This is a genomic window from Enterobacter sp. CM29, assembly GCF_013179605.1.
Lineage (GTDB): Bacteria > Pseudomonadota > Gammaproteobacteria > Enterobacterales > Enterobacteriaceae > Enterobacter > Enterobacter intestinihominis.
Genome location: NZ_JABMCU010000029.1, coordinates 1 through 19,526, shown reverse-complemented (window position 1 = coordinate 19,526; position 19,526 = coordinate 1). Strand labels below are relative to the sequence as shown.

The 19,526-nt window shown below is 55.6% G+C and carries 14 protein-coding genes; 10 read left to right on the top strand and 4 right to left on the bottom strand.

The window, feature by feature from the left end; translation table 11 throughout:
• Positions 1-36 precede the first annotated feature (36 nt).
• The 4 genes from relA to eno all read left to right on the top strand — a co-directional run bounded on the left by relA (position 37) and on the right by eno (position 6,368).
• Positions 37-2,268 (top strand): GTP diphosphokinase, encoded by a 2,232-nt coding sequence (relA, locus tag HP459_RS06000; protein ID WP_022649204.1) that lies wholly within the window; start codon positions 37-39, stop codon positions 2,266-2,268.
• Positions 2,269-2,334: 66 nt separating this feature from the next.
• The gene (gene mazG / locus HP459_RS05995) at positions 2,335-3,126 is read left to right on the top strand and encodes a nucleoside triphosphate pyrophosphohydrolase (protein ID WP_022649203.1); all 792 of its coding nucleotides are present in this window, start codon (positions 2,335-2,337) and stop codon (positions 3,124-3,126) included.
• A 223-nt stretch (positions 3,127-3,349) separates the two neighbouring features.
• Positions 3,350-4,987, top strand: a complete 1,638-nt coding sequence (pyrG, locus tag HP459_RS05990) for a glutamine hydrolyzing CTP synthase (RefSeq protein WP_022649202.1) — start codon at positions 3,350-3,352, stop codon at positions 4,985-4,987.
• Between the two features lie 82 nt (positions 4,988-5,069).
• Complete coding sequence (gene eno, locus HP459_RS05985) at positions 5,070-6,368, top strand: phosphopyruvate hydratase (protein ID WP_022649201.1); 1,299 nt, start codon at positions 5,070-5,072, stop codon at positions 6,366-6,368.
• Between the two features lie 52 nt (positions 6,369-6,420).
• On the opposite strand, the gene HP459_RS05980 is transcribed toward eno, so the two are convergent.
• Positions 6,421-7,245 (bottom strand): MurR/RpiR family transcriptional regulator, encoded by an 825-nt coding sequence (locus HP459_RS05980; RefSeq protein ID WP_015571725.1) that lies wholly within the window; start codon positions 7,243-7,245, stop codon positions 6,421-6,423.
• A 165-nt stretch (positions 7,246-7,410) separates the two neighbouring features.
• Here HP459_RS05980 and HP459_RS05975 point away from each other — a divergent pair, with 165 nt between their 5' ends.
• From HP459_RS05975 to queE, 3 genes are read left to right on the top strand one after another with little or no spacing between them, the layout of a single operon-like run.
• Positions 7,411-8,970: a maltose/glucose-specific PTS transporter subunit IIC gene (locus HP459_RS05975; RefSeq protein ID WP_063849478.1), complete on the top strand. Its 1,560-nt coding sequence runs from the start codon at positions 7,411-7,413 to the stop codon at positions 8,968-8,970.
• Positions 8,970-9,677 carry an N-acetylmannosamine-6-phosphate 2-epimerase gene (locus HP459_RS05970; RefSeq protein WP_171936017.1) on the top strand — a complete coding sequence of 236 codons (708 nt, stop codon included), beginning with the start codon at positions 8,970-8,972 and terminating at the stop codon, positions 9,675-9,677. The genes HP459_RS05975 and HP459_RS05970 overlap by 1 nt, the downstream gene beginning before the upstream one ends.
• A 54-nt stretch (positions 9,678-9,731) precedes the next feature.
• Complete coding sequence (gene queE / locus HP459_RS05965) at positions 9,732-10,403, top strand: 7-carboxy-7-deazaguanine synthase QueE (RefSeq protein WP_006811780.1); 672 nt, start codon at positions 9,732-9,734, stop codon at positions 10,401-10,403.
• Positions 10,404-10,420: 17 nt separating this feature from the next.
• On the opposite strand, the gene HP459_RS05960 is transcribed toward queE, so the two are convergent.
• Both HP459_RS05960 and HP459_RS05955 read right to left on the bottom strand, forming a co-directional pair.
• On the bottom strand, positions 10,421-11,818 hold the full coding sequence (locus HP459_RS05960) for an MFS transporter (protein WP_171936016.1): 1,398 nt from the start codon (positions 11,816-11,818) through the stop codon (positions 10,421-10,423).
• A 27-nt stretch (positions 11,819-11,845) separates the two neighbouring features.
• A complete protein-coding gene (locus HP459_RS05955; RefSeq protein WP_023306836.1) occupies positions 11,846-13,015 on the bottom strand; it encodes a M20 aminoacylase family protein in 1,170 nt (389 codons plus the stop codon).
• Positions 13,016-13,186: 171 nt separating this feature from the next.
• Between HP459_RS05955 and HP459_RS05950 the strand changes: the two genes are divergently transcribed.
• Entirely contained in the window at positions 13,187-15,541 is a 2,355-nt protein-coding gene (locus HP459_RS05950; protein WP_023306835.1) for a helix-turn-helix domain-containing protein, read from the top strand.
• Here HP459_RS05950 and queD read toward each other — a convergent pair.
• Positions 15,526-15,891, bottom strand: coding sequence for a 6-carboxytetrahydropterin synthase QueD (gene queD, locus HP459_RS05945; RefSeq protein ID WP_006811776.1), 366 nt, complete (start codon positions 15,889-15,891; stop codon positions 15,526-15,528). The two genes, HP459_RS05950 and queD, sit on opposite strands and share 16 nt — an antisense overlap.
• Before the next feature lie 303 nt (positions 15,892-16,194).
• On the opposite strand from queD, the gene cysJ reads away from it, so the two are divergent.
• Complete coding sequence (cysJ, locus tag HP459_RS05940; protein WP_058646253.1) at positions 16,195-18,000, top strand: NADPH-dependent assimilatory sulfite reductase flavoprotein subunit; 1,806 nt, start codon at positions 16,195-16,197, stop codon at positions 17,998-18,000.
• Positions 18,000-19,526: assimilatory sulfite reductase (NADPH) hemoprotein subunit (cysI, locus tag HP459_RS05935; protein WP_171936015.1), on the top strand; the 1,527-nt coding region annotated here is incomplete at its 3' end. The genes cysJ and cysI, both read left to right, overlap by 1 nt.

Here is a 19,526-nt window from a genome sequence, read left to right as displayed (position 1 = left end):
GACTTCGACAGGCCCTTGTCCCTAAAGGAGAGGACGATGGTTGCGGTAAGAAGTGCACATTTAAATAAAGCTGGTGAGTTTGACCCTCAAAAATGGATCGCAAGTCTGGGGATTTCCAGCCAGCAGTCGTGTGAACGCTTAACCGAAACCTGGGCCTATTGTTTACGCACAACGCAGGGGCATCCGGACGCTGAACTGCTGTTGTGGCGCGGCGTGGAGATGGTTGAAATTCTCTCCATGCTTAACATGGATATCGAAACGCTACAGGCCGCACTGCTGTTCCCACTGGCAGATGCTAACGTGGTGACGGAAGACGTGCTGCGTGAAAGCGTCGGCCAGTCCGTCGTGGCGCTCATCCACGGCGTGCGTGATATGGCCGCCATCCGTCAACTGAAAGCCGCGCAAACGGATTCTGTCTCTTCCGAGCAGGTGGATAACGTCCGCCGCATGCTGCTGGCGATGGTGGATGATTTTCGCTGCGTGGTGATCAAGCTGGCCGAACGGGTTGCCCATCTGCGCGAAGTGAAGGATGCGCCGGAAGACGAGCGCGTCCTGGCCGCCAAAGAGTGTACGAATATCTATGCGCCGCTGGCGAACCGTCTGGGTATCGGGCAACTGAAGTGGGAGCTGGAAGATTACTGCTTCCGCTATCTGCATCCGGCGGAATACAAACGCATTGCAAAATTGCTGCACGAACGCCGCATCGACCGCGAGCACTATATCGAGGAATTTGTCAGCGGGCTGCGCCAGTCGATGAAAGAGGAGAATGTGCGCGCCGAGGTCTACGGGCGTCCGAAGCACATCTACAGCATCTGGCGCAAAATGCAGAAGAAACACCTCGCCTTTGACGAGCTGTTTGACGTGCGCGCCGTGCGTATCGTGGCGGAGCGTCTCCAGGACTGCTACGCCGCGCTGGGGATAGTACATACTCACTTCCGCCATTTGCCGGATGAGTTCGATGACTACGTCGCGAACCCCAAACCGAATGGCTATCAGTCCATCCACACCGTGGTGCTCGGCCCCGGCGGCAAAACTGTGGAAATTCAGATCCGTACTAAACAGATGCACGAAGACGCCGAGCTGGGCGTCGCCGCGCACTGGAAGTACAAAGAAGGCACTTCCGGCGGCGCGCGCTCCGGACACGAGGACCGTATCGCCTGGCTGCGTAAGCTGATTGCGTGGCAGGAAGAGATGGCCGACTCCGGCGAAATGCTCGACGAAGTGCGCAGTCAGGTCTTCGACGATCGCGTCTACGTCTTTACCCCGAAAGGGGATGTGGTTGATCTGCCGGCAGGCTCTACGCCGCTCGATTTCGCCTACCACATTCATAGCGACGTGGGGCACCGTTGCATCGGGGCGAAGATCGGCGGACGTATCGTACCGTTTACCTACCAGCTACAGATGGGTGACCAGATTGAAATCATCACCCAGAAGCAGCCAAACCCAAGCCGCGACTGGCTGAATCCAAACCTCGGTTACGTGACCACCAGCCGCGGGCGCTCTAAAATTCACGCCTGGTTCCGCAAGCAGGATCGTGACAAGAATATCCTTGCCGGTCGTCAGATCCTTGACGACGAGCTGGAGCATATCGGGATAAACCTGAAAGAGGCGGAGAAGTTCCTGCTGCCGCGCTACAACTTCAACGAGCTCGACGAACTGTTAGCGGCGATTGGCGGCGGCGATATCCGCCTGAACCAGATGGTGAACTTCCTGCAAGCGCAGTTCAACAAGCCAAGCGCGGCAGAGCAGGATGCGGCAGCGCTGAAACAGCTCCAGCAGAAAACCTACGCTCCGCAGCAGCGCAGCAAGGACAATGGCCGCGTGGTGGTTGAAGGGGTGGGTAACCTCATGCACCATATTGCCCGCTGCTGCCAGCCGATACCGGGTGACGATATTGTCGGCTTTATCACCCAGGGGCGCGGGATCTCAATTCACCGCTCCGACTGTGATCAGCTTGCTGAGCTGCAATCGCATGCGCCGGAACGTATCGTGGAAGCCGTCTGGGGTGAAAGCTACTCCGCTGGCTACTCGCTGGTGGTGCGCGTCACTGCCAACGACCGCAGTGGCCTGCTGCGCGACATCACCACGATTCTCGCCAACGAGAAGGTCAACGTGCTGGGCGTTGCCAGCCGCAGCGATACCCGCGAGCAGCTTGCCACCATCGATATGACCATCGAAATCTATAACCTGCAGGTGCTGGGCCGGGTGCTCGGTAAACTGAACCAGGTGCCGGATGTGATTGACGCGCGTCGTCTGCACGGCGGCTAAACATCCTCTTCTGTAGGCCGGGTAAGGCAACGCCGCCACCCGGCATTTTGACATCAGGACAGAACTATGACTCAAATCGACCGCCTGCTTGGCATCATGAAACGCCTGCGCGACCCGGAAAACGGCTGCCCGTGGGATAAAGAGCAGACTTTCGCCACCATTGCGCCTTACACGCTGGAAGAGACCTACGAAGTGCTGGACGCGATTTCGCGCGAAGATTTCGACGACCTGCGCGGTGAGCTGGGCGACCTGCTGTTCCAGGTAGTGTTCTACGCACAGATGGCGCAGGAAGAGGGGCGCTTTAACTTTGACGACATCTGCGCCGCTATCAGCGACAAGCTGGAGCGCCGTCATCCGCATATCTTTGGCGATGCCTCCGCAGGCAACAGTGCGGAAGTGCTGGCGCGCTGGGAGCAGATTAAAAGCGCCGAACGCGCTGAAAAATCCCAGCACTCGGCGCTGGACGACATTCCCCTGAACCTTCCTGCGCTGATGCGCGCGCACAAAATTCAAAAGCGCTGCTCGGCGGTAGGGTTTGACTGGACCTCTCTCGGCCCGGTGCTGGAAAAAGTGCACGAAGAGATCGACGAAGTGATGCATGAAGCGCAGCAGGCCGTTGTGGATGAAGCAAAGCTGGAAGAGGAGATGGGCGATCTGCTGTTCGCGACCGTCAACCTTTCTCGCCACCTCGGTGTAAAAGCGGAAACCGCCCTGCAAAAAGCGAACATTAAATTCGAACGTCGCTTCCGCGAAGTTGAGCGGATTGTGGCCTCGCGCGGCCTGGAAATGAGCGGCATTGACCTCGAGGCGATGGAAGAAGTCTGGCAGGAAGTAAAACGCCAGGAACATGATCTCTAACGAAATTTTGCGATCAAGCGCAATTTGTGTGATTTTTTAAATGACAAGCGCTTGATTTGCGTCAAAAACATTTACCCAAAAGGGGCTATTTTCTCACTCCTTATGTTTGTCATGGCCTGGGAAGGAGACGGAGAATGAAAGTTTGTGGCGCTCGTCGTGTTCGGGTATACTACTTTCCCGTCCTGGTTATTCCATCGTTTCACCCTAACTTCTCAGGTTCAGCATGACAACGAACTATATTTTTGTGACCGGCGGGGTCGTATCCTCTCTGGGTAAAGGCATTGCCGCAGCCTCCCTCGCAGCCATTCTTGAAGCCCGTGGCCTCAATGTGACCATGATGAAACTGGATCCGTACATCAACGTCGATCCAGGCACCATGAGCCCAACCCAACACGGGGAAGTGTTCGTTACTGAAGACGGCGCTGAAACCGATCTGGATCTTGGCCACTACGAGCGTTTCATCCGTACCAAAATGACCCGTCGTAACAACTTTACGACTGGCCGTATCTACTCTGACGTTCTGCGTAAAGAGCGCCGTGGTGACTACCTGGGCGCGACCGTGCAGGTCATCCCACACATCACTAACGCCATTAAAGAGCGTGTCCTTGCCGGTGGCGAAGGGCATGACGTTGTGCTGGTTGAAATCGGCGGTACCGTAGGGGATATCGAATCCCTGCCGTTCCTCGAAGCGATTCGTCAGCTGGCGGTAGATATTGGTCGTGAGAACGCGCTGTTCATGCACCTGACGCTGGTGCCTTACATGGCGGCAGCAGGTGAAGTGAAAACCAAACCGACTCAGCACTCCGTTAAAGAGCTGCTCTCCATCGGTATTCAGCCTGATATCCTGGTTTGCCGTTCCGATCGTGCGATTCCGGCGAACGAACGCGCGAAAATTGCATTGTTCTGTAACGTGCCTGAAAAAGCCGTTATTTCAATGAAAGACGTCGATTCCATTTATAAAATCCCGGGCCTGTTGAAATCACAGGGTCTGGACGATTATATTTGTAAACGATTCAGCTTGAACTGTCCGGAAGCTAACCTGTCTGAATGGGAGCAGGTGATTTACGAAGAAGCCAATCCGGGCGGCGAAGTGACTATCGGTATGGTCGGCAAGTATATTGAACTGCCGGATGCCTATAAGTCAGTTATCGAGGCGCTGAAGCACGGTGGTCTGAAGAATCGCGTCTCCGTCAACATCAAGCTGATTGATTCGCAGGATGTTGAAACGCGCGGCGTCGAAATTCTCAAAGATCTGGATGCGATTCTCATCCCTGGCGGCTTCGGCTACCGTGGTGTTGAAGGCAAGATCGCCACTGCACGCTATGCGCGTGAAAACAATATTCCATACCTCGGCATCTGCCTGGGTATGCAGGTTGCGCTGATTGAATTTGCGCGCAACGTAGCGGGAATGGAAAACGCGAACTCTACGGAATTTGTGCCAGACTGTAAGTACCCTGTCGTGGCGCTGATTACGGAATGGCGCGACGAAGACGGTAACGTCGAAGTCCGTACCGAGAAGAGCGATCTGGGTGGCACCATGCGTCTTGGCGCACAGGCCTGCCAGCTGTCAGACGATAGCGTGGTTCGCAAGCTGTACGGCGAGCCGGTGATTACCGAGCGCCATCGTCACCGCTATGAAGTCAACAACATGTTGTTGAAACAAATTGAAGCTGCAGGTCTGCGTGTTGCGGGCCGTTCCGGGGATGATCAGTTAGTCGAGATCATCGAAGTGCCAAACCATCCGTGGTTCGTGGCCTGCCAATTCCACCCGGAATTTACTTCAACGCCGCGTGACGGGCATCCGCTGTTTGCAGGCTTCGTGAAAGCCGCCAGCGAGTACCAGAAGCGTCAGGCGAAGTAAAAAAAGTTAGAACGGCAACGCGTACCCCTGGTACGCGTTGTTTGTCTGGAGTTTTAGTTTAACTTGTACTGAGGAAAATCTAATGTCCAAAATCGTTAAAGTCATCGGTCGTGAAATCATCGACTCCCGTGGTAACCCGACCGTTGAAGCCGAAGTTCATCTGGAAGGTGGTTTCGTCGGTATGGCTGCTGCTCCATCAGGCGCATCTACAGGTTCCCGCGAAGCGCTGGAACTGCGTGATGGCGACAAATCCCGTTTCATGGGCAAAGGCGTACTGAAAGCGGTTGGCGCTGTTAACGGTCCTATTGCTCAGGCTATCGTTGGCAAAGATGCCAAAGATCAGGCTGGCATCGACAAGATCATGATCGATCTGGACGGTACTGAAAACAAATCTAACTTCGGTGCGAACGCAATCCTGGCAGTTTCCCTGGCGAACGCCAAAGCAGCAGCTGCTGCTAAAGGTATGCCACTGTTCGAGCACATCGCTGAACTGAACGGCACCCCAGGCAAATACTCCATGCCTGTACCAATGATGAACATCATCAACGGTGGTGAGCACGCAGACAACAACGTTGATATTCAGGAATTCATGATTCAGCCTGTTGGCGCGAAATCCCTGAAAGAAGCGGTGCGTATGGGTTCTGAAGTGTTCCACAACCTGGCTAAAGTTCTGAAAGCTAAAGGTATGAACACTGCTGTTGGTGACGAAGGTGGCTACGCGCCAAACCTGGGTTCTAACGCAGAAGCGCTGGCTGTTATCGCTGAAGCGGTTAAAGCAGCAGGCTACGAGCTGGGCAAAGACATCACCCTGGCGATGGACTGTGCAGCATCTGAATTCTACAAAGACGGTAAATACGTTCTGGCTGGCGAAGGCAACAAAGCGTTCACCTCCGAAGAGTTCACCCATTTCCTGGAAGACCTGACCAAACAGTACCCAATCGTTTCTATCGAAGACGGTCTGGACGAGTCTGACTGGGATGGTTTCGCATACCAGACCAAAGTACTGGGCGACAAAATCCAGCTGGTTGGTGACGATCTGTTCGTAACCAACACCAAGATCCTGAAAGAAGGCATCGAGAAAGGCATCGTTAACTCCATCCTGATCAAATTCAACCAGATCGGTTCTCTGACCGAAACGCTGGCTGCGATCAAAATGGCGAAAGACGCTGGCTACACCGCTGTTATCTCTCACCGTTCTGGCGAAACTGAAGACGCTACCATCGCTGACCTGGCTGTGGGTACCGCTGCTGGCCAGATCAAAACCGGTTCTATGAGCCGTTCTGACCGTGTTGCTAAATACAACCAGCTGATTCGTATCGAAGAAGCGCTGGGCGAAAAAGCACCTTACAACGGTCGTAAAGAGATCAAAGGCCAGGCATAAGCCTGAACTTTCGTTCTTATGAAAAAACCCGCTTCGGCGGGTTTTTTGTTTTCTATAGCAGAAGCGGCAGCGTGGCGCTGGCCGTTTGCTGGCTTACGTCACCGTAATGGCTGTCTACTGCAATAAGGGAAGTGGTAAGCAGTTCAACCAGCAGCATCACGCCAACCTTGGCATTGAGCGCACCCGCGCTCAGCGGTCCCTCGGGCTTGGCTGCAACCAGCTGTAAATCGCTCAGGGAGGCCAGCGGGCTGCGGGGTGTATTGCTGAGCGCCAGTACCTTAACGCCACGCTTGCGGGCGAGTTTCACCACGTGAAGCAGATCCCGTGTAGAGCCAGAACTTGAGATGGCCACCACCAGCGTCTCTTTCGAGAGCGTCGTCGCATTCATGGCGGCGCGATGCATATCGCTAAACAGCTGTGCAGGTTTGCCGAGTCGCAGCAGCTTGTAATGCAAATACTCCCCCAGAATCGCGCTGGCTGCCACCCCGTAAATTTGCACTGATTGCGCCTGATGCAGGGCCAGTGTCGCCTGTTCAAGCTGGGCCCGGTCGAGGAGTTTTGCGGTATCTTGCAGCGCCTGGACAGACTCATCCACCACGTTATCTATCGCATCTCCTGCCTGACGCTCTGGCAAACCCTGCTGAATATCCAGCGCAAGCGCCATTTTAAATTCGTTATATCCCTTACAGCCCAGCGTGCGGCAAAGGCGTGTGACGCTGGCCTCGCTGGTGCCGCTTTCACGCGCCAGCTCGGTGATCGTCAGGTAGAGCACCCTGGCAGGATCGTTGAGAACAAACTCCCCCAGTTTTTGTTGCGTTGGGCTGTACCCGGAAGCCTCCTGGCGTAGCTTCAGCAGCAGGTTTTCATGGTCCGACATGCTAGATCCTTAATGCGTTTCTCTGCCAACTAGTGTGGCGGAAAGCGGGGGAGAGATGCCAGTCATTTCGAAAAAGTATGATCGGCGTCCTGGTTTTTGGTGGTAATTTTCACAATTAAATTATATGTGGTAAAAATTTTCATCAACAACCAGGGGGATAATAAAATGATGCAAATGTTCAGCGGAGCGTCTTCCGGCGGATGGTTTGAAAAAGCGCAGCGCTTTGGCAAATCCTTTATGTTACCTATCGCCATACTGCCCGCAGCAGGTCTGTTGTTGGGGATCGGCGGGGCGCTATCGAATCCGAATACGCTTACCGCGTATCCATTTTTAGACGTTGGCTGGCTACAGGCCATATTTACCATCATGAGCAGTGCAGGCTCGATTGTGTTTGCAAACCTGTCGGTACTGTTTGCTGTTGGGGTCGCCGTTGGGCTGGCAAAAAATGATAAAGGTACGGCAGGGCTGGCGGCATTACTCGCTTATCTGGTGATGAATGCCACTATCAATGCGCTGCTGATCCTGACCGGAAAACTGGCGCATGAGAACCCGGGCGCCGTAGGGCAGGGCATGACGCTGGGTATTCAGACGCTGGAAACGGGCGTGTTTGGTGGGGTCGTTATTGGGCTTGTGACCTGCGCACTGCATCATCGGTTTAATAAAATCGCGCTTCCGCAATTCCTGGGCTTTTTTGGCGGCTCACGCTTCGTACCCATTATCAGCTCACTGGCGGCGATACTCGTCGGCGCGCTGATGACCGTGGTCTGGCCGCATTTTCAGAAGCTGATCTTTGGCCTTGGCGGTCTGGTGGATGCCACCGGCTATCTGGGAACATTGCTGTACGGCTTCATCCTGCGCATGCTTGGCCCGTTTGGCCTGCACCACATCTTTTATCTGCCGTTCTGGACCACCGCGCTTGGCGGCAGTGAAATTGTTAACGGTCACCTGGTTGAGGGCACGCAGCGGATCTTCTTTGCTCAGCTCGCGGACCCGAACACCCAGCACTTCTATGAGGGCACGTCGCGCTTCATGTCCGGGCGCTTTATTACGATGATGTTTGGCCTGCTGGGCGCCTGCCTGGCGATGTACCACACGGCTAAACCCGAGAACAAGAAGCGCGTAGCCGGGCTGCTGCTGTCAGCGGCGTTAACCTCTTTCCTGACGGGCATTACCGAGCCCATCGAGTTCTCATTCCTGTTTATTGCGCCGGTGCTGTACGTCATTCATGCGCTGTTTGACGGGCTGGCGTTTATGCTCGCGCACATGCTGCATATCACCATCGGGCAAACTTTCTCCGGCGGGTTTATTGATTTCGTGCTGTTCGGCATTTTGCAGGGTGAAGCGAAAACTAACTGGATGTTCGTCCCGCTGGTAGGCGTACCGTGGTTCTTCCTTTACTACTGTACTTTCCGCTATCTGATTAAACGTTTTGATTTTGCCACGCCGGGCCGTGAAAAGGAGGCGTTGGCTGACGAGGCTACCCTGCCGCAAAGCGAGCGTGCCGCGGCGGTGATCGCCGGATTGGGTGGAAGAGACAATCTGGATGACGTTGACTGCTGCGCCACGCGTCTTCGCGTCACGGTGAAAGACGGTAGCAAAGTCAATGAAGCAGCACTGAAAGCGACCGGCGCGCGCGGCGTTATCGTCCGCGGCAACGGTGTCCAGGTCATCTATGGCCCGCACGTCACCATTATCAAAAACGAAGTGGAAGAGATCTTATCGTAATGAAAACTGTACTGGATAACCTGAAAGGAAAACTGGTCGTCTCCTGCCAGGCGCTGGAAAATGAACCGCTGCACAGCCCGTTTATTATGTCGCGAATGGCGCTGGCGGCAGCCCAGGGCGGTGCCGCTGCGATCCGCGCCAATAGCGTGGTGGATATCAAGGCTATCAAAGGGCTGGTCTCACTGCCGGTCATCGGCATCATCAAACGGGACTATCCGGATAGCGAGGTGTTTATCACCGCGACGCTCAAAGAAGTGGATGAGCTGATGGCGGTCGCCCCGGACATCGTTGCGCTGGATGCGACCGCCCGGAAACGGCCCGGTGGCGTATCGCTGGACATGCTGATCGCGCAGATCCGCACCCGTTACCCTTCGCTGCTGCTGATGGCGGATATTGCCACCGTGCAGGAGGCCGTGACCGCGCAGGCGCTGGGGTTTGATTGTGTCGGAACCACCCTTTACGGTTATACGGCAGAGACCGCGGGCCATTCGCTACCGGAAAATGACTGCGCGTTTTTGAAAGAGGTGCTGTCTGCCGTCACGATCCCCGTGATTGCCGAAGGTAACGTGGATACCCCCGATCGCGCGGCCAGGTGTCTGGAGTTGGGGGCGCATACGGTTGTCGTCGGCGGGGCGATCACCCGACCGCAGCAAATTACGGAACTGTTTATGGCGGCAATTGGCGCGCAAAGCACCGATGGAGCATGATCATCTGACGGGGATCTGCGATACTTATCGTTTATTCCCTTAACAGAGTTGACTATGCAGTACCCGATTAACGAGATGTTCCAGACCCTGCAAGGCGAGGGTTACTTTACCGGCGTTCCCGCTATCTTTATTCGTTTACAGGGATGCCCGGTTGGCTGCGCCTGGTGTGATACCAAACATACGTGGGATAAGCTCGCAGATCGGGAAGTGTCGCTGTTCAGCATTCTGGCGAAAACCAAAGAGAGCGATAAATGGGGCGCGGGCAGCGCGGAAGATCTGCTTGCCATTATTGGTCGTCAGGGCTGGACGGCGCGGCATGTGGTGATCACCGGCGGGGAACCCTGCATTCACGATCTGATGCCCCTCACCGAACTGCTCGAGAAGAACGGCTATAGCTGTCAGATCGAAACCAGCGGTACCCATGAAGTGCGCTGCTCCCATTCAACGTGGGTAACGGTTTCACCGAAAGTGAATATGCGTGGCGGTTATGACGTGTTGTCGCAGGCGCTTGAGCGTGCGGATGAGATCAAACATCCGGTGGGGCGCGTGCGTGACATCGAAGCGCTGGACGAACTGCTGGCGACGCTGACGGACGAAAAGCAGCGCGTGATCGCGCTACAGCCTATCAGCCAGAAAGACGATGCAACCCGGCTGTGCATTGAAACCTGTATCGCCCGCAACTGGCGCCTGTCGATGCAGACGCACAAATATCTGAACATTGCCTGATACTTGTGTGGCCCCGCTTAACGCGGGGCTTTTGTTGTTGGCAGTAAAGCCCAGGTCACGACTGCCGACCCAAGGCAAATCGCACTGTTGAACAGCAAGGCATACTGCGCGGCACTGGCCGTTCCCATCGGCAGCCATAGGGCGTACAGCGATGCGGTGACCGCGATCCCCATTGCGCCGCCCAGGGAACTGCCCATCTTATAGATCCCTGAAGCCACCCCCACTTTGTTTTCAGGGGCATTCATTACCGCTGTGTCCGTTGAGGGCGTGGCGTAACATCCGAGCCCCAGCCCGAATAAAATATTGCTCAGAAAGACGGTGACAATGTAGACCTCTTTGCTTAAGAAGGTGCATGAAATCAGCGTAATACCTGTTGCGGTCAGCAGCGGGCCGGTCATCATCGGCAGCCTGGCGCCATAGCGCTGAAGCAGTTTTTCACCCACCCGGATCATCGCCAGTACGGTAACCAGATACCCCAGCGTCATCATGCCGGTCTGTAGCGGTGACAGATGATGGCCTTGCTGCAACCAGATGCTGGCGATCATCATGGTGCCAATGCAGCCGTTGAGCAGGAAATTTGAGAATACCGAGGCGCTATAGGCACGGTTTTTAAACAGGGCGAAATCGATCAGCGCCGCATCGCCCTTCCGCCGCCCGGTAACGACAAAGCACATCAGTGCAATCACGGCTCCACACAGTACAAGAAGCGATAAACTGCTGCTCCAGCCCCAGCTGTGTCCTTTGCTGATAAACATATTGAACAGCACCAGCATAAGGACAAAACTCACCAGGCCGCTGATATCCAGCTTGTGTCGACACGCATCAGGGCTGCGGCTTTCCGGCGTGGCGCGGATAAGTAATAGCGCGACCAGAGCCACCACTATCGACAAAATAAAAATCCAGCGCCAGCCCAGCGTGGTGGCGATTGCGCCTCCCACAAACGAGCTCAGGCCACTCCCGCCCCATGAACCAATAACCCAGAAGCTGATTGCGCGCTGGCGTGCTTTCCCTTCATACCAGGTCTTAATCAGCGCCAGCGTGGCGGGCATGATGCAGGCCGCGGATAGCCCCTGTATCGCTCTTCCCAACAGAAACAGGACGGGCTCCCATGAAATGAACAGCAGACCGCTTCCGATCATGCTCAAAATCAGGCCTGTCATGGTCAGGCGCATGCGCCCAAACTTATCGGCAAACCCACCGCAGGCTACGACAAAACAGCCGCTAAACAACGCGCTCAGGCTGACGGCCAGCGTAAGGGTTTCGAGGGCAATGTCGAGGCTATTCTGCATGGCCGGAACCACGTTGATAACCGACTGGGCAAACAGCCAGAAGGTCAGAACGCTCATGACGATACCCGCCAGCAGCCGATCGTTACCGGCGTAGGCGGATGCGTCTGTCAGGGAAACGGTACTCATAATGCAGCCCTCCCGGGAAGGTGCGAATCAGCGCAGATAGTGTTCGGTCAGTGCGGCCCACAGCGCCGCGCCGGTGAGGAGAATAGTGTCGTTAAAGTCGTAGCCCGGGTTATGCACCATGCAGCGGTCAGGCTCATCGCCAGCGCCAAGGGTGAAATAACAGCCATTGGGATTTTTCTCGAGCATGAACGCAAAGTCCTCGCTGCCCATAAACGCATTCACCTCCGCGACGGAATCCTGACCGAACAGATCGGTGGCGACGTTGCGCACCATCTCATTGGCTTGCGGATTGTTTTTCAGTACCGGGCTGCCATTAATGTGTCGAATGGTAGCCGTGGCATTGAAACTTTCCGCCTGCGCAACGGCGATATCATGGATGCGCTGTAGCACGGTTTGCCGCACGCTTTCATCCAGCGTGCGCACGGTAAGTTTCATCAATACTTTGTCGTTGATGATGTTGGGGGCATGTCCAGCCTGAATGCTGCCTACGGTAACGACGGCAGGCTGAAAAGGGGTGATATTGCGCGAAACAATGGACTGCAAAGCGATAGTGATATGACAGGCAACCAGGGTGGCGTCTACGGTATGTTCTGGCACCGCACCGTGACCCCCCACGCCGTTAACCTCAATATGAAGGGTGTCCGAAGAGGCCATCATGGCGCCATCGCGCAGACCAATTTTTCCGACGGGCTGTGACGGCATATTGTGCAGACCAAAAATGTGGTCGCAGGGGAACAGGTCAAACAAACCGTCCTCTACCATAACGCGTCCGCCATACAGAAGTTCTTCCGCGGGCTGAAAAATAAGGTGCAGCGTGCCGTTAAAATTGCGGGTGCGTGCCAGGTACTCCGCTGCATACAGGAGCGTTGTGGTGTGGCCGTCATGACCGCAGCCGTGGAATTTACCCTCAACGGTACTGCTCCAGGCCTTGCCGCTGTTTTCCTGCATAGGCAGCGCATCCATGTCGGCGCGCAGACCCAGGCGTTTAGGCCCGTTACCCACCTTCAGTGTGCCGACCACACCGGTTTTCGCCAGGCCGCGATGAACCTCATATCCCCATTCCTCAAGCAACGCCGCAACGCGATCGCTCGTATTGTGCTCCTCAAAACCAATTTCAGGATGCTGATGAAAATAGCGACGTAATTCAGTGAACTGGGCCTCTTTGCCGCGCAGAGCTTCGATAATTGGATGTGTCATTTTTGTTATCCTTTTTATGCCAAACGGTGATAATTTCGAGTCTATGACGATCGCACTGCCAGAAAATGCATTTTTTTGTTGTAAAGCGACGGTTTTGTTTTGATTGTTTTTCATACAATTCCGTTATGACAAAAAAGAGCCGGTCATTATTTGTCTTTGATGAGGGGAAAGATGAATCAGCGGGGAGATGAATTTTGGGTGGAGATCCAGGACATTCGCCACTGCGTGGAGGATGAAGGCGATACGCTAACGTTGCTCTGGGTGCTGGAAGGGCGGGCTGAGCTGAATACCGATGTGGGACGTGACATCCTGGAGGCCAATACCCTTGCCATCATCAACCGTCATCGGCGCTGGCAGTTCACGAGCGAAACGGCAAATATCACCCTGCGCGTGTCCCTTTCCGGGCGCTGGGTGGTCCAGCTCTGCAATGATTTTTTTGTCCATGATTACGCTATACCGGCAGAAGCCGGAGGCGTCTGGCCCCAATGCGATGCGCTTCGCGATCTGCTGCGCCAGCTTCTTGTGGTCACCCTCATCAACGACCCACACCGCTACCGGCTGGAGGCGTACCGCTGGCTGAGCGAGATATTGCTGTTGCTGACCAGCCGCTTTCAGCAGCCCGCCCGGTTTTTGTCCCGTGAACTTTCCCCAGCGCACAGCAAACGCATTGCCCGGGTGATAGAGCGGATCAATGCCAGTTATTCTCGCCGTATTACGCTTGCGGAAATCGCCGCGAGTGAATATGTCTCTGAAGCCTGGCTCTCTCGTCTCTTTAGAAAGGAAGTGGGGATCAGTTTCATGCAGTACATCACTACCCTGCGGCTGGAAAAGGCGGCTGACGCGCTCCGTCTGACGAACCGACCGCTGCATCAGATTGCGCTTGAGCAGGGTTTCGCCAGCACGCGTATGATGACCGATCGGTTTCGGCGTGTTCACAATATGTCCCCGGGTGAGTTTCGTAAGGCCCGGCGCCAGCACCCGGAGGCCACACGTGTTCGTACGGACAGGTGTGAGCAGCGCTATCCGGTGGCCATGGATAAGCTGTTTAGCCTGCTCAATGAACCGGTGGCGCGCGGCTGGGGAGCCTCCCCGCTTATCGATCGCCCGCAGCAGGAGCAGACACTGTATCTTGAGCAGCTTAATCCTCTCTCCAGCTCGCTGCGTCGTATGCGGGTGGTCATTACCCTGCGTGAGCTCGACGATTTACTGCGTGAGGACGTTCGTCAGAATCTTGAAGCGATAAATGAGGCCATTCCCATAGAGGGAATTGATATCGCCGAACCTTTTCTCAGCAGCCGTCTGTTTGCCACCGGGTGGGATGACCCCCAGATGGCGGGCTACGCCTGCTGGTACAATCTGCATCAGCTCTTCACCTGGCTGGCAAAAAAGCAATGGACGGTGCTGCTGCACACCGGCGTAACGACCCGTCGCGATCTACTTGCCCGTTTTTTACAACGGTCGGTCAATCATTTTTCGCCCGAGATCACCGCGGGCTGGCACTTTGTCATGCACTGGTCAACACAGGCGAGTGAGGAGACCCGGGAGCAGGTCTGGCTGGCACAGCAAAACGTCATACGCAACTATCTGCCACAGGCAAAGTTTGGTTTATGGCATCGATTTTCACCCGACAGCGCGGGCGTGAGCGACAATACCCTGTTCAGCTCAGCCATCCTGATGCAGGCCGATTTTCTTGCCTGTTCAGCCGATGCCAATGAACTTCTCGATCCTGCGCAGCGGGAGCCAGCCCAACTCTCTTCTACAGAAAATTATCCGGTACAGAAGATCCGCCAGATTATCGCCGCCCTTCGTCTGCGCAAATGTTCGCTTCCCGTCTGGCTTCTCTCCTGGAATACCCTCACCGGGAACACGCGGGCGACAAACGGCTGGTTTTTTCGTGGGGCGCTGCTGATGCAGAGCCTGCTCGGGCTATCGGAGCAGGTCTGGCTAGGGGGATTCTGGCTCAATTCGGGCCTTCAGGGTGAAGCTCGTGCGAACAATACCATCGATACGTCAAGCCTTGCGCTACAGTACAACCATGGTCTCCCACGGCCGGTTTATTGGGTACTCTGGCTCTGGCAACGCCTGCGGGGCGAGGTGCTGGTAAACGACGGGCGTGTTCTGCTCACGCGCCATTACAATGGTTACCAGTTGCTGCTGCGTAATGTGGTGGTTTTTAATCCGCTCCTTTCCAGTGAAGAAGCATTCATCCAGCGTTTTCGCCAGCAGTATCATTTACACCTGAAGGGAATGCGCGGTATTTGGCGAATTAAACGCCATCTTTTCGATCAGCATAACGGCGCGCTCTATCCGTTGCTTGAAGGGGTAGGCAGCGAAAGCGGCCCTGACGAAGAGATGTGGCGCTGGATAGCGCACAAAGCGCGTCCAACGCTTTCCCTGTACGATGAACGCATTGATGACGGCTGGCAACTGACAGAATCACTGGAGAGTAATGCGCTGGTGCTCTATGAGTTTACGCCGCTCGTGCCTCTTGAGGCCGAAACGGAGGAGATTCACTCCCCGCGGTAGACGCAGCCTGCCGTGCAGGTCTCTTTGATCATCACCGCGCTTAGCAGCGGCACAAGCGGTTTCATCTGATCCCAAATCCATTTCGCCAGCACTTCGCTGGTCGGGTTTTCAAGGCCCGGAATATCATTCAGATAGTAGTGATCGAGACGATCGTAGGTCGGCTTAAACGCGGCCTTCAGTTCGGCAAAGTCCATGATCCAGCCCGTATGGGGATCGACTTCACCGGTGATTTCAAGACGCACCATAAACGAGTGTCCATGCAGGCGGCCACATTTGTGCCCGGCAGGAACGTGTGGAAGGTGGTGTGCGGCTTCGAAGGTGAAATCTTTAAACAGTGTGGTGGACATCATAGCTCTCAGGAATGCGGAAAAAACCGCCGCATAGTACCGGAAAGCACAATTTTTATCATTAACTAAAACGGCTCTGAACGGTCACCGCCTCGTATTCATAGTGTTTATCGATTTTTGTTGTTTTATTTCATATGGTTATTTAATCGCTTTTATCGTTAAGAACGATAACTAAAACAGGTTAGTCCATTTGGTTATTAATTATTTCCATCCCTTCTTTAATTGTTATTATCCCCGCCGTTAACCTTATCTTCAGTTTGGATTTATTCGCTTAAAGTCCGCTTTGCTACTGGAACATAACGACGCATGACAACACAGGCCCCACCTTCAAATTTGCTTCCCCTTAACCCGGAGCAACTGGCGCGCCTCCAGGCCGCGACTTCCGATTTTTCACCCACCCAGCTTGCCTGGGTCTCCGGCTATTTCTGGGGAATGCTGAACCAGCAGCCGGGTGCTGTGGCAGGCGTACCGCCAACGGCCGTTGAAATTCCTGCCATCACGCTTATCTCCGCTTCGCAAACGGGTAATGCCCGTCGTGTGGCCGAAGCGCTGCGTGATGACCTGCTCGCCGCGAAGCTGAACGTTAACCTGGTCAACGCCGGGGATTATAAATTCAAACAGATCGCGTCAGAAAAACTGCTGGTGGTGGTGGCGTCAACGCAGGGGGAAGGTGAGCCTGCTGAAGAAGCCGTCGCGCTGCATAAGTTCCTGTTCTCGAAAAAAGCGCCAAAGCTCGAGGGCACCGCCTTTGCCGTCTTCGGCCTCGGTGATACGTCCTATGAATTTTTCTGCCAGTCCGGTAAAGATTTCGACAGCAAGCTGGCGGAGCTGGGCGCAGAGCGCCTGCTGGATCGCGTAGACGCTGACGTGGAATACCAGGCTGCCGCCGCCGAATGGCGGGCGCGCATCGTTGAGGTGCTGAAGGCCCGCGTCCCGAAAGAGACGCCAGCGCAGGCCGCCGTTACCGCAGCCGGCACCGTTAACGAAATCCACACCAGCCCTTACACGAAAGAGGCGCCACTGACGGCGAGCCTGTCGGTAAACCAGAAAATCACGGGCCGTGATTCAGAAAAAGACGTGCGCCATATCGAAATCGATCTCGGTGACTCTGGCCTGCGTTACCAGCCTGGCGATGCGCTGGGCGTCTGGTATCAGAACGATCCGGCGCTGGTGAAAGAGCTGGTCGAGCTGCTGTGGCTGAAAGGCGATGAACCGGTTATCGTGGACGGCAAAACGCTCTCGATCTCCGAGGCGCTCCAGTGGCATTTCGAACTGACGGTGAACACCGCCAACATCGTTGAAAACTACGCCACCTTAACCCGCAGCGAATCGCTCCTTCCGCTGGTCGGGGATAAGGCGAAGTTACAGCAATATGCGGCGACAACGCCGATTGTCGATATGGTGCGTTTCTCTCCGGCACAGCTGGATGCTGACGCGCTGGTCGGCCTGCTGCGTCCGCTGACCCCGCGCCTGTACTCCATCGCCTCCTCGCAGGCGGAAGTGGAAAACGAAGTCCACATCACCGTTGGCGTGGTGCGTTACGACATCGAAGGCCGCGCGCGGGCGGGCGGGGCGTCAGGCTTCCTGGCAGACCGCGTGGAAGAAGAGGGCGAAGTTCGCGTCTTTATCGAGCACAACGACAACTTCCGCCTGCCGGCGAACCCCGAAACGCCGGTGATTATGATTGGCCCGGGCACCGGTATTGCGCCATTCCGCGCCTTTATGCAGCAGCGTGCGGCAGACGACGCGCCGGGTAAAAACTGGCTGTTCTTCGGCAACCCGCACTTTACTGAAGATTTCCTCTACCAGGTTGAGTGGCAGCGCTACGTCAAAGAGGGCGTGCTGACCCGCATCGATCTGGCCTGGTCCCGCGATCAGAAAGAAAAAGTATACGTACAAGACAAACTGCGCGAACAGGGCGCAGAGCTGTGGCGCTGGATCAATGACGGCGCCCACATTTATGTCTGCGGCGACGCCAATCGCATGGCGAAAGACGTTGAGCAGGCACTGCTGGAAGTGATTGCCGAATTCGGCGGTATGGATGCCGAAACGGCGGATGAATTTTTAAGTGAGCTGCGCGTAGAGCGCCGTTATCAGCGAGATGTCTACTAATGAGCGAAAAACATCCTGGCCCACTGGTGGTCGAAGGCAAACTGACTGATGCCGAGCGCATGAAGGTAGAGAGCAACTACCTGCGCGGTACCATTGCCGAAGATTTAAATGACGGCCTGACCGGCGGTTTCAAAGGCGACAACTTCCTGCTGATCCGTTTCCACGGTATGTACCAACAGGACGACCGCGATATCCGCGCCGAGCGTGCCGAACAGAAGCTGGAGCCGCGTCACGCGATGCTGCTGCGCTGTCGTCTGCCGGGCGGGGTAATCACTACGAAACAGTGGCAGGCGATCGACAAGTTTGCCGGTGAAAACACAATCTACGGCAGCATTCGTCTGACCAACCGTCAGACCTTCCAGTTCCACGGCATTCTGAAGAAGAACGTCAAGCCGGTGCACCAGATGCTGCACTCCGTGGGTCTGGACGCGCTGGCGACTGCCAACGACATGAACCGTAACGTGCTCTGCACCTCGAACCCGTACGAATCTGAGCTGCACGCCGAAGCGTACGAGTGGGCGAAAAAAATCTCCGAACATCTGCTGCCACGTACCCGCGCCTATGCGGAGATCTGGCTCGATCAGGAGAAAGTCGCCACCACCGATGAAGAACCGATCCTTGGCCAGACCTATCTGCCGCGTAAGTTTAAAACCACGGTGGTGATCCCCCCGCAGAACGATATCGACCTGCACGCCAACGACATGAACTTCGTGGCGATTGCCGAAAACGGCAAGCTGGTCGGCTTTAACCTGCTGGTGGGCGGCGGTTTGTCCATTGAGCACGGTAACAAGAAAACTTACGCCCGCACCGCGAGCGAGTTCGGCTTCCTGCCGCTGGAGCACACGCTGGCCGTGGCAGAGGCGGTGGTTACGACCCAGCGCGACTGGGGTAACCGTACCGATCGTAAAAACGCGAAAACCAAATATACCCTTGAGCGCGTAGGCGTCGAGACGTTCAAAGAAGAAGTGGAGCGTCGCGCGGGCATCAAGTTTGAGCCGATCCGCCCTTACGAATTCACCGGTCGCGGCGATCGCATCGGCTGGGTGAAAGGCATCGACAATAACTGGCACCTGACGCTGTTTATCGAAAACGGCCGTATTCTTGATTATCCGGGCCGTCCGCTGAAAACCGGCCTGCTGGAAATCGCAAAGATCCACAAAGGCGAGTTCCGTATTACCGCCAACCAGAACCTGATCGTCGCCAGCGTGCCGGAAAGCGATAAGGCGAGAATTGAAGAGCTGGCCCGCGAGCACGGGTTGATGAATGCGGTGAGCGCGCAGCGTGAAAACTCAATGGCCTGCGTGTCGTTCCCGACCTGTCCGCTGGCGATGGCCGAAGCCGAGCGATTCCTGCCGTCCTTCACTGATAAAGTGGAGGCGATTCTGGAAAAACACGGTATTCCGGACGAGCATATTGTTATGCGCGTGACGGGCTGTCCGAACGGCTGCGGCCGCGCGATGCTGGCCGAACTCGGTCTGGTAGGGAAAGCGCCGGGTCGCTATAACCTGCACCTGGGCGGTAACCGT

What these genes read in the sequence shown, in the direction of transcription:
- relA (WP_022649204.1), top strand. Translation starts at nt 37, where the DNA reads ATGGTTGCGGTAAGAAGTGCACATTTAAATAAAGCTGGTGAGTTTGAC.
- mazG (WP_022649203.1), top strand. Translation starts at nt 2,335, where the DNA reads ATGACTCAAATCGACCGCCTGCTTGGCATCATGAAACGCCTGCGCGAC.
- pyrG (WP_022649202.1), top strand. Translation starts at nt 3,350, where the DNA reads ATGACAACGAACTATATTTTTGTGACCGGCGGGGTCGTATCCTCTCTG.
- eno (WP_022649201.1), top strand. Translation starts at nt 5,070, where the DNA reads ATGTCCAAAATCGTTAAAGTCATCGGTCGTGAAATCATCGACTCCCGT.
- HP459_RS05980 (WP_015571725.1), bottom strand. Translation starts at nt 7,245, where the DNA reads ATGTCGGACCATGAAAACCTGCTGCTGAAGCTACGCCAGGAGGCTTCC.
- HP459_RS05975 (WP_063849478.1), top strand. Translation starts at nt 7,411, where the DNA reads ATGATGCAAATGTTCAGCGGAGCGTCTTCCGGCGGATGGTTTGAAAAA.
- HP459_RS05970 (WP_171936017.1), top strand. Translation starts at nt 8,970, where the DNA reads ATGAAAACTGTACTGGATAACCTGAAAGGAAAACTGGTCGTCTCCTGC.
- queE (WP_006811780.1), top strand. Translation starts at nt 9,732, where the DNA reads ATGCAGTACCCGATTAACGAGATGTTCCAGACCCTGCAAGGCGAGGGT.
- HP459_RS05960 (WP_171936016.1), bottom strand. Translation starts at nt 11,818, where the DNA reads ATGAGTACCGTTTCCCTGACAGACGCATCCGCCTACGCCGGTAACGAT.
- HP459_RS05955 (WP_023306836.1), bottom strand. Translation starts at nt 13,015, where the DNA reads ATGACACATCCAATTATCGAAGCTCTGCGCGGCAAAGAGGCCCAGTTC.
- HP459_RS05950 (WP_023306835.1), top strand. Translation starts at nt 13,187, where the DNA reads ATGAATCAGCGGGGAGATGAATTTTGGGTGGAGATCCAGGACATTCGC.
- queD (WP_006811776.1), bottom strand. Translation starts at nt 15,891, where the DNA reads ATGATGTCCACCACACTGTTTAAAGATTTCACCTTCGAAGCCGCACAC.
- cysJ (WP_058646253.1), top strand. Translation starts at nt 16,195, where the DNA reads ATGACAACACAGGCCCCACCTTCAAATTTGCTTCCCCTTAACCCGGAG.